This is a genomic window from Paenibacillus sp. DMB20, assembly GCF_000987955.1.
In the GTDB taxonomy this organism is placed as follows: domain Bacteria; phylum Bacillota; class Bacilli; order Paenibacillales; family Paenibacillaceae; genus Paenibacillus_AQ.
The window spans coordinates 55,366-64,305 of record NZ_LAZU01000039.1; the positions used below are offsets into that span (position 1 = coordinate 55,366).

Annotated in this window: 7 protein-coding genes and 1 rRNA gene; all 8 read left to right on the forward strand. The window is 51.0% G+C overall.

All coding sequences use genetic code 11. From position 1 onward, the window contains the following. Positions 1–34: 34 nt before the first annotated feature. The gene (thrC, locus tag XI25_RS23425) at positions 35–1,108 is read left to right on the forward strand and encodes a threonine synthase (protein ID WP_046680511.1); all 1,074 of its coding nucleotides are present in this window, start codon (positions 35–37) and stop codon (positions 1,106–1,108) included. Then, positions 1,105–2,073, forward strand: a complete 969-nt coding sequence (thrB, locus tag XI25_RS23430) for a homoserine kinase (protein ID WP_046680512.1) — start codon at positions 1,105–1,107, stop codon at positions 2,071–2,073. Before thrC ends, thrB begins: the two co-directional genes overlap by 4 nt. Further along, positions 2,070–2,954 carry a prephenate dehydratase gene (pheA, locus tag XI25_RS23435; protein ID WP_046680513.1) on the forward strand — a complete coding sequence of 295 codons (885 nt, stop codon included), beginning with the start codon at positions 2,070–2,072 and terminating at the stop codon, positions 2,952–2,954. Before thrB ends, pheA begins: the two co-directional genes overlap by 4 nt. A gap of 6 nt (positions 2,955–2,960) precedes the next feature. Then, the gene (ilvE, locus tag XI25_RS23440) at positions 2,961–3,845 is read left to right on the forward strand and encodes a branched-chain-amino-acid transaminase (protein WP_046680514.1); all 885 of its coding nucleotides are present in this window, start codon (positions 2,961–2,963) and stop codon (positions 3,843–3,845) included. A gap of 59 nt (positions 3,846–3,904) precedes the next feature. Then, positions 3,905–4,795, forward strand: a complete 891-nt coding sequence (locus tag XI25_RS23445) for a helix-turn-helix domain-containing protein (RefSeq protein WP_046680515.1) — start codon at positions 3,905–3,907, stop codon at positions 4,793–4,795. A gap of 60 nt (positions 4,796–4,855) precedes the next feature. Next, positions 4,856–6,241 (forward strand): ADP-ribosylglycohydrolase family protein, encoded by a 1,386-nt coding sequence (locus tag XI25_RS23450; RefSeq protein WP_046680516.1) that lies wholly within the window; start codon positions 4,856–4,858, stop codon positions 6,239–6,241. Positions 6,242–6,583: 342 nt separating this feature from the next. Beyond that, the gene (locus tag XI25_RS23455; protein ID WP_442950429.1) at positions 6,584–8,185 is read left to right on the forward strand and encodes a LysM peptidoglycan-binding domain-containing protein; all 1,602 of its coding nucleotides are present in this window, start codon (positions 6,584–6,586) and stop codon (positions 8,183–8,185) included. 575 nt (positions 8,186–8,760) lie between these two features. Beyond that, positions 8,761–8,940, forward strand: a 16S ribosomal RNA gene (locus XI25_RS23460); the annotation flags it as partial.

The window sequence follows — 8,940 nt, forward strand, 5'->3', positions numbered from 1 at the left end:
ATAATTTTTTAAAATGAAGAGGAGAATCAGAGAGATGCCATACGAAGGATTGCTTCGAACATACAGAGAGTACCTGCCGGTTAACGAGAACACTCCGCTGCTCACGCTTAAAGAAGGGAACACGCCGCTGATTCGCGCCGAAAATTTGTCCAAGGATCTTGGCATCGACCTTCATTTTAAATTCGAGGGATTAAATCCGACCGGATCATTTAAAGACCGGGGGATGGTGATGGCGGTAGCCAAAGCCATGGAGGAAGGAAGCCGAACCATCATGTGCGCATCCACCGGAAACACATCCGCAGCGGCAGCTGCATATGCTGCACGCGGAGGGCTGAACTGCATAGTCATCATACCGAACAATAACATTGCGCTCGGCAAACTGGCTCAAGCCATGATCTATGGAGCCAAGGTTATCGCCATTGACGGAAACTTTGACCGAGCGCTTGAGATTGTGCGCGAAATTACGGCCAAACATCCGATCACGTTGGTCAACTCCGTGAACCCTTACCGCATTGAAGGACAGAAGACGGCGGCTTTCGAGGTCGTGGACCAGCTCGGCAAAGCTCCGGACGTTCTGGCCATCCCCGTAGGCAATGCCGGCAATATTTCAGCTTACTGGAAAGGATTCAAAGAATATCATGCTGCGGGAAAATCGGCTTCTCTCCCGAAAATGCTCGGTTTTGAAGCGGAAGGAGCCATGGCGATCGTGAAAGGCGAACCGATCCCCAATCCGGAGACGGTGGCTACAGCGATTCGTATCGGCAATCCGGCAAGCTGGAAAACAGCCGTTGCTGCAGCGGAAGAGTCCGGCGGGCAGATCAACTACGTTACTGACGAAGAAATCCTGGAGGCATACAAGGCAATTGCTTCCCGAGAAGGGATTTTTGCCGAGCCCGGGTCTGCAGCTTCCATAGCCGGGGTATACAAAATGAAACGCGAAGGTTACTTCAAAGGGGGAGAGACGGTCGTTTGCGTTCTGACCGGTCATGGTTTGAAGGATCCGAATATTGCCATCAAAACCGTTAATGCGGAGCCGCTTGTCGTTTCCGATACGGAATCGGCCGTTATGGAAGCCATCTCCAAGCTCGAAGGGGCTGCCCGGGTATGAGTTTGACCGAAGGCGTACGGATCAAGGTTCCTGCGAGCACGGCCAACCTTGGTCCCGGATTTGACACACTCGGCATGGCACTCTCTCTTTACGCCTGGATCGAAATGCGGGAAAATGATCATACCGCCTTCCATTTGCACGGGGAAGAAATGAAAGGCGTTCCTGAAGACAAGAGCAATCTGATCTACAAGGTTGCTCAAATGGTATTTGAGGAAGCCGGGGTAACCGTTCCGGAACTGGCCATTTCCATGTACTCGGAAATTCCCCTGACCCGGGGACTCGGGAGCAGCGCTTCCGCGATTGTTGGCGCCCTTTCGGCAGCCAATGCCATGATAGGTTCCCCCTTGCCCGACGCGAAATTGTTCGACATGGCGACGGGTTTGGAGAAACACCCTGACAACGTAGGGGCCTCGCTGTTTGGCGGATTCATTGCGGCCGTTTGGGACGGATCGCATGCCGACTATATCCGAATTGCCCCCCCGGCGAATTTGGAGACCCTGGTTGTCATCCCTGACTTTCAACTGTCGACAGCCAAGGCTAGAGAAGCATTGCCTAAAGCGGTCTCCCTGGAAGACGCGGTATATAATATCAGCCGTTCCTCGCTCTTGACGGCGGCCTTGTTCTCGGGAAGGCTCGATTCCATACATGCCGCCATGCGGGACAGGATTCATCAGCCTTACCGAGCCGGACTCGTTCCGGGGATGGCTGAAATTTTGGAAGAAGCCCCTAACCGGGGCGCGCTCGGTATTGCGTTAAGCGGTGCCGGACCGACACTGATTGCGTTTGTAGAGCGCGGCGACAACAGGATCGAGGGTTTAAGGTCCTATTTGATCGAGACCATGAAAGCTAAGGGATTCTCAGCTTCAACCCTGATGCTTCGACCGGATTCGGACGGAGTGACGGTGCTGGACTGCGACCGGAGCATTTCATTTATGGATATGATTAGGGGAGAAGTAACTACATGAAGCGTATAGCATTACTGCCCTCAGGGTCGGTATCTCATGAAGCGGTTTTATATTTGATGAAAAACGAGCCCGTGGAGCTTATTCACCACAAGCTGATTTCCGATGTGTTTATGTCGACGGTGGAAGGGAAAAGCGATTACAGCGTCATTCCGATCGAAAACACGATCGAGGGCTCGGTTAGCCTTCATATGGATTGGCTGGTGAATGAGGTTGACATCCCTATGCAAGCAGAGTGGATTTATCCATCGATTCAGAATTTAATCGGAGACGCCTCGGAATTCCGGGCGGATGACGGAACTATAGATTTTTCAAAAATAAAAAGGATATACTCCCACCCTGTTGCGACAGCCCAGTGCCGGCAGTTCCTTGCCAAATTCGCTCCGACCGCGGAGCTGGAATCTGCCGGGAGCACATCCGAAGGCGCGAGAATTGTTAAAGACAATCCCGGAAAAGGCTGGGCGGCTATTGGAACCACGCTTGGGGCGTCGACCCACGGGCTGGACTTTTTGGCCGAAACCATTACGGACCATGATAATAACTTTACGAGATTTGTCTTGATCGGACGTGAACCCATCGAGGTACCGCATTCGCCGGAACACGTGAAGACAAGCATACTTGTCACCCTTCCGGAAGACGTGCCGGGCGCCCTGCATCAAGTGCTCTCGACTTTTGCATGGCGTAGGCTGAACCTATCGCGGATCGAGTCGCGGCCCACGAAGAAAAAACTGGGGAATTATTATTTTTACATCGATGTGCTGGCGTCGGCGGAATCCGTGCTTCTTACCGCAGCCATGGCCGAAATCGAGGCGCTCGGATGCCAGGTGCGCCTACTCGGCTCCTACCCGGGCTTTACGTATACAACAGAAAAATCGGAGGTGTAACGTTTCATGTCGCTGCAATGGATATATCTAGACGGGGAATTCGTAACCAAAGAAAACGCAAAAGTATCGGTGTTTGATCACGGTTTCCTGTATGGCGACGGAATTTTCGAAGGAATCCGCGTGTATAACGGAAATATTTTTAAATGCAATGAGCATTTGGACCGCCTTTATGATTCCGCAAAATCGATTGATTTAGTCATTCCGCTGGCATACGACGAAATGCTTGAAGCGATGGCCGAAACGATCCGCCGCAACGATATGAGAAACGGTTATATCCGTCTGATCGTGTCCCGCGGTCCGGGCAATCTTGGGCTGGATCCAAGGCGTTGTCCCCAACCGACGGTTCTTATCATTGTCGAGCAGCTTGCCATTTACTCGGAGGAAGCTTATCTGAACGGCTTAAGAGCGGTGTCGGTCGCCCAGCGGCGTAACTTGCCGGATGCACTGAACCCCAAAATCAAGTCGCTGAATTATCTGAATAACGTCCTGGTAAAAATCCAATCGAATTTTGCCGGCGTGGACGAAGCGATCATGATGAACGCCCAGGGATATGTTACGGAAGGGTCCGGAGACAATATTTTCATTGTGAAAAACGGCGTGATCACCACCCCTCCTTGTTATCTTGGGGCACTTGAAGGCATTACGCGGCAGGCCATTATCGAGCTGTGCGGCAAGCTGGAAATTCCGTTAAAAGAAGAACCGTTCAGCATGCATGACGTGTATATCGCGGATGAAGTCTTCTTTACGGGAACGGCTGCAGAGGTCATTGCTGCGCGCGAAATCGACGGACGGATCATCGGCAGCGGCCAAGCGGGGCCGATCACCTTGCAGCTTTTGGAAGAGTTCCGCAAAATCGTCGACAAAGACGGCTATAAAGTTTGGGAAGAGTAATGGCATGGATCTGCTCTATTTCCTTGTAACATGAATCGATTAAGGACGGTAGAAAAAGCATGGCCAAAGAATCCTTCATTCACTTATTCGAATGGTCTCCCCGCGTGCATGCGGATCCTTTCCATACGCATGATCACCTGGAAATCGGGTATTGTTTGTCCGGGAGCGGCATGTTTTATTTTGGGGACAAGACTTACGCTGTCGAACCGGGCGATGTATTCGTCGTCAACCATTTGGAGCGGCATTCGGCCGTCTCCCGGGCGGATAACCCAAGCCGATACCTGTTCCTTTACTTTAGCGCAGGCTTACTCGAGCAGACGGATCCCGAATTGCTGCTTCCATTCGTTTATTTGCCGACCAAGTTCCAGAATCGGATTCCAGGCGAAAGGACTGCAGCCCGGCAGATCGGTGAGCTGTTTCATTTGATTGCAGAAGAATATCAACGGCAACCGCGCGGTTATCTCGGGATGATGAAGGGCCATATTTTGCAAATATGCGCCCTTCTTCTTCGTTATTACACAGCAGAAGCGCCTTCGGCGGATTGGAACCATACGCTGATGTCGTATTACCGGATCAAGCCTGTGCTCGAATTTATCCAGGAGCGTTTCCGGGAACCGATCTCGCTGGACGACATCGCAAGCCAATTGGCGTTGAGTCCTTCCCGGGTCAGGCATCTGTTTCAAGAGAAACTCGGGATCGGTTTTAAGCAATACTTGCTTCAAATGCGCGTGAACGAGGCCAAGAAGCTCCTGGCAGGTTCGGATCTGCCGATTTCCGAAATCATGTATGCGTCGGGTTTCCAAAGCCACGGTCCGTTCTACCGGGCGTTCGGGCAAATCGTTGGCATGGCTCCGCTGGATTACCGAGAGCGAGCCGCAAAGCTAGCCCTTTTTGAGAACATGTCGCTTGAAAATAAGACGACGCGGCAGAATTTCCCCGGTAAAATGTAGCTATAACAAAGGCAGTTCATGCTTTTGGCTATCATTTCGAAAGATCGGGGGCAGCGGCTTATGTCAGGTTGGGGATGGCAAGTTTTGCACGACGTCGTGCAGAATGAAATCAAACAAAGAGGGGAAGAAGGCTGCAAGGTTGAAGGTTTTCAACGGAAGTTAGAGGCTGCGGGGCAGGATGAAGCCAAGATTACGGCTGTTTATGAGGAGTTGGCACAACTTTCGGTTGCCGATGACTTTCCGTACATAGAACCGAACGGACTGGAAGAGATTCGGGCATTAAGGCCGGAAGGCCCTCGCAAATTGGACGCCGGCTGGACAGAAGAGGAATGGCGTGACAAGTTTTACGGGGCCTGGCTCGGCAGAAGCGTCGGCTGCGCGCTCGGCAAACCGTTGGAAAGCCCTTCCTTCATGAACGGTACGGACTCCAATCCAGGCTGGAAAAACATTCAGTTATGGTTCGAAGGGGCCGACGCTTGGCCGATCCGGGACTACACGCCGGGTCAATCCAGGGCACAGGAACCGTATGGCATCGCTTTGGCCGACTTTTCGCGGCAGAGCACGCTGGAGCGGATTCAATATATGGAGACCGACGATGATATTCGGTACACTGTGCTGGGACTTCTCATGTTAGAGGAAAAGGGTTTTTCCTGGGATTCCTGGGATACCGGTTTAAGTTGGTTCAAGCATTTGCCGCTCGGCCAAGTATTCACCGCGGAGGCTCAGTCATATGCCAACTTTGCGGTGCTCCTTAACCAACGGGGCTGGCAGCGGGACGTCGATTCGGCGGCGCAATTGGATTGGGTACGCACATATATGAACCCGTACCGTGAATGGATCGGAGCGCAAATCCGCGTCGACGGTCTGGCCTACGGAGCGGCTGGCATGCCGGAGATGGCGGCAGAGCTTGCATGGCGGGATGCATCGTTTTCACATGTGAAAAATGGAGTCTACGGTGCAATGTTCGTAGCTGCCATGATTGCCGCGGCGTTTGTGGAAAACAGTCCGGAGCGGATCGTGGAGATAGGGCTGAGCGAAATTCCACGCACTTGCAGGCTGGCCGGCGATATTCGATTGGCCGTGAGCATTGCGCAGAATGCAAAGACTCAACTGGAATTGGTTGATCGGATTTGGGAGGCGTTCAAGCATTATCATCCGGTGCATACCAACAACAATGCGGCTTTATGCGCGGCTGCTCTCGTCTTTGCCAGGGGCGATTTCGAAACGGCGATCACCACGGCCGTCCTTGGAGGTTGGGATACCGATTGCAATGGAGCAAGCGTCGGCTCGATCATGGGCGCGATCGTTGGTGCCGGGCAGCTGCCGGAGAGCTGGACCTCGAAGCTGAACGACACGATGTATTCGGAAATTAACGGTTTTCACCCCATCGCTATTTCCGAATGTGCTCGACGAAGCTATGAGGTCTTCCGAAAGCTTCAAGGTTAGGACAATAAACCGACCTATTCGCTTTGTTACGGAAAAGCTGAAAGGCGATTTTATACGTACCGCTTGCCGATGAGAGCTTCCTATTCGGCAAAGTCCTGAAATACTTGGGGTATATTGATGAAGTAAGGAAAATCCTTTCATGTCGATGGAAGGATTTTTTTTGTCTTAAAGGATGTCAATCGCCTATTGCCTGCATAGGATGTAGTAACGAAAGCGGGCGAAAAGCATTATAACGCCTAGAAGAGTGTAGGAGGTTTAAGCGGCGTGAAGATACACATCGTCAAGAAAGGCGACACCCTATATGAATTGTCCAAAAAATACGGCGTGCCTTTTGAAAAAATCGTGGATGCCAATCCGCAGCTGGCAGATCCCAACAAACTCGACATCGGCATAAAAATAAAAATACCGACCGAGCCCGTACCGGTTCCCGGAGGAACCGCCCCCATTATCCATAAGCATACCGTCAAACAAGGCGACTCGCTGTGGAAGCTTTCCAAAGCCTGGGGAGTGTCTTTGAAAGAATTGATTGATGCCAATCCCCAACTCAAAAACCCGAATGCACTCCTGGTAGGAGAGGTCGTGAACATTCCGGCCACTGGAACATATTCCGGCGGAACCGAGGTTCCTCAGCCTGGAGCGGGACCTTCGGGAAATAAAACGGTTCCTGGAAGCAAAACGTACACAGGGACTAAAGAAGAAATGACCGCCCCCATCCAGGAGCAAGTTCCGGAAACACCGCTGGTGCCGGCCGTTCCTGAAGCAGCCGTTGCCCCCGAGATTGTTGTAAAGCCGGAAATCACCATCATGCCGGAGTTGATCGTGATGCCCGAAATGCCGTCGATGCCGGAAGTAATAGAAAAAACCATCATTGTCGAAAAAGAATGTGAGCCTGTAACGAACGTTATCCCCCAGCCCGTATGTCCAGAAGAACCGGCACCGCCGTCGTTTTATCCTTGCCCGCCGATGCCGGAATATCCTATGCATACCATGCCAGAATATCCTATGCATACCATGCCGGAATATCCTGTGCACACCATGCCGGCAGTAGATGAATGTTATTCTCCCGAGCCTGCGATGTCTTATTCGTTTCCGTTCACAGAGGGGCCTTGCGGATGCATGGATGGAGCACCTCTTCATACCGCTCCTCAAGGATGGCAAACGCCTGAGCACTTTGCTGTTCAGCAGCCGCAGTACGCTTACCCGATGCATCAGGATATCCATCAGGCTCCCACGTCCCATTATCCCGGAATTTCAGAACAGCCTTCCATGATGGATGTTTCCCCAATGTCCGTAAGTGAGCCGTATACATCCGGAAAAGAATCTTATGCCGGATTCCCTCCCCAGGCCGTTGAACAGATGTATGGTTCGCATCAAGCCATACAGCCAGACTACTGGAGTCATCATACATCGCCGTGCGGCTACCACGGAGAAGCCGTGAAGCCTATGCAATATGCTGATTATGGAATGTGGAATCCGTGCATGAGCCACACTCCGTCACATCATTCCCATTATGGCGCTGTACAGCATCCTGTCATGCCCGCATACGGAGGAATGCAGCCGATGTATATGTGGCCCCAGTATGGTGTCGAATCTATGCAGACTTTGGGGATGCAAGCAGATCCTTACGCCGGCATGAGCCATTCCCCATGGCATGAACAGAGTCATGTGCCTCCTCATAAAGATTGCGGCTGTCACGGACGTCAACTGGAGGATCATTCTTGGCAGTCTGCAGGAGATGCGGCTCATGGTTTTCAAACCGATGAAACAACCCATTTATCGGAGGAAACGCAAAATGATCTAGATGGTTTGATTGCAACGGAAGGCAAAGCACAAGCAAAAGTATCAAGACAAGAGCAGACGCGGGCAAGATCAAAAACTTCTCAGAAAAAAGAGCGCAGGACTCTAAACAAGCCTAAACGCAAAAATCCATGGATCAAAAACTAGAGTAGGAATCGCATTTAAGAGCTTACTTCGAAAGGGCAGGCGACAAGCCTGTCCTTTTGAAGGCTGTATTTCTAAACCGCAACTTTTGCATAACGGTTTGTATGTAATGCAGAATATGGATTGAGGTTAAAAAATGGAATATTTTGTACGTTGAATAACTCTATTATATTATGCTATATTATAAATCCAGTCGCGAAACGCAATAAGTAATGAGCGACTAAGCAAGAGTGACATCGAAAAAAAGTTTTAAAAAACTCTTGCATTGAACAGATAAACATGATATATTATAAGAGTTGCTGATGCGAACGAGTTTCGTTGGCGACGCAAGTTTTAAAAAAACTCTTGCATTGAACAGATAAACATGATATATTATAAGAGTTGCTGATGCGAACGAGTTTCGTTGGCGACGCTGAAGAAGTTGATCTTTGAAAACTGAACAACGAGTGAGTTAAACCGATCTTGCGTCAAGCGAGATCATAATGAGAATTTTTAATTCTCGTCAGTTTTTCTAATGAGCAAGTCAAACTTCGGAAGGAACACCTCATCACCTTCGGGTATGAGCCTCCTTCCGATCCTTATTGGAGAGTTTGATCCTGGCTCAGGACGAACGCTGGCGGCGTGCCTAATACATGCAAGTCGAGCGGAGCTGATGAGGTGCTTGCACCTCAGATGCTTAGCGGCGGACGGGTGAGTAACACGTAGGCAACCTGCCCTCAAGACTGGGATAACTACCGGAAACGGTAGCTAATACCGGA